Annotated in this window: 2 protein-coding genes; one reads left to right on the top strand and one right to left on the bottom strand. The window is 70.7% G+C overall.

Annotated elements, in window-relative coordinates; translation table 11 throughout:
* Positions 1-293: 293 nt before the first annotated feature.
* The gene (locus tag E1293_RS46880) at positions 294-626 is read right to left on the bottom strand and encodes a LysM peptidoglycan-binding domain-containing protein (protein ID WP_243717589.1); all 333 of its coding nucleotides are present in this window, start codon (positions 624-626) and stop codon (positions 294-296) included.
* Positions 627-801: 175 nt separating this feature from the next.
* Between E1293_RS46880 and lexA the strand changes: the two genes are divergently transcribed.
* Positions 802-1,488, top strand: a complete 687-nt coding sequence (gene lexA, locus E1293_RS46885; RefSeq protein WP_132206592.1) for a transcriptional repressor LexA — start codon at positions 802-804, stop codon at positions 1,486-1,488.
* Positions 1,489-1,587: the final 99 nt, after the last annotated feature.

Below are 1,587 nucleotides of genomic sequence, written 5' to 3' on the forward strand. Positions count from 1 at the left end.
CTCCCGGGCCCTTCCCCCACGGACAGCCGCTCGACCAACAGGACACCCCCGGGCATGCGCACCAACGGACCGGGCCGCCCCCGAAGACGGGACGCATGAGCTCGCCGCGGACGGTCAGGTGAGGATGAGTCCGTTCTCACCGTGGTCTCTCGGCGTCACCCAGCGTGTGTCCAGGGATGGGTGGACGGGGCAGCCAGAAGGCCACCCCCGAGCGGGCGATTCTGCGGGCGGGGCGGGCCGCCCTAGGGGATTCGGCGTAAGCGGCGCGAGGAGGCATGCATGGCCGGGAGTCGTCAGCCGGCCGGGAGGCGGAGTTCTTGGCCTGGGTGGACGGTGGGGTCGCCGCCCAGGCCGTTGAGGTCGATGATGCGCTGGACGACGAGGCGCGGGTCGGTTCTCGGGTCTGCGGTGAAGGCTATGTCCCAGAGGGTGTCGCCGGGTTCGACGACGACCGTCTTGGCGGGACGGGACGGCGTGTGGCCTTCGCGGGCGCCGGCGAAGGCACCCGGCCCGACGGTGAGCCAGAGCAGGACGAGCGTCACCATGGCGGCGAAGCCGACCAGGACGGCGCGCCCGCGGCGGGTCAACCGGATCGGGGGACGGTCACTCTGGGGTGAACCCGACATCTCTGCCCTCCTCGATGTCGAATGCATTTTCGATCGAACGCCTGTACGATGTTCTACCAGGGGACGCCGACAAAAAGCGAGCGCATCTTCGAACAATTGTTTGATCATCCAGCCGAGACGCGATAGCGTTCCATGACAAGGAGTGACGGATCGAGGCGCCGGGAGGCGACGAGCGATGAGCAAGGTCCGGGAGCTGCCCGACGGGCCGATGGACGAGACGGGCCTGACCCAGCGCCAGCGCATGGTGCTGGAGGTGATCCGCGACTCGGTCCAGCGCCGGGGGTACCCGCCCTCGATGCGCGAGATCGGCGAGGCCGTGGGGCTGACCAGCACCTCCAGCGTGTCGCACCAGCTCCGGGCGCTGCAGCGCAAGGGCTTCCTGCGGCGCGACCCCAACCGGCCGCGCGCCGTCGAGGTGCGGGTGCCGGGGGCGACGCCCGTGCGGACGGACGAGGAGGCCTTCGAGTCGTCTTCGGCCCAGCCCACGCCCGCGTACGTGCCGCTGGTCGGCCGCATCGCCGCCGGTGGGCCGATCCTCGCCGAGGAGGCCGTCGAGGATGTGTTCACCCTGCCGAAGCAGCTGGTCGGCGAGGGCACGCACTTCCTGCTGAAGGTCACCGGTGACTCGATGATCGAGGCCGCGATCGCCGACGGTGACTGGGTGGTCGTGCGCCAGCAGCCCGTGGCGGAGCAGGGCGACATCGTGGCCGCCATGATCGACGGCGAGGCCACGGTGAAGACGTTCAAGCGCCGGGACGACGGCCACATCTGGCTGATGCCGCAGAACCCCGCCTACGAGCCGATCCCCGGCGACGAGGCGTCGGTACTCGGCCGGGTGGTCGCGGTCCTCCGCAAGATGTGACCCGCAAGCCGAGCGGCCGCCGGAAACCCCGGCGGCCGCTCAGTCGTCCCCAAGCAGCTCCCATGAGCCCCACGCACCCGTCGCCCCAGACGCCCCTGC

The sequence above is a fragment of the Actinomadura darangshiensis genome (assembly GCF_004349235.1).
Taxonomy (GTDB): Bacteria; Actinomycetota; Actinomycetes; order Streptosporangiales; family Streptosporangiaceae; genus Spirillospora; species Spirillospora darangshiensis.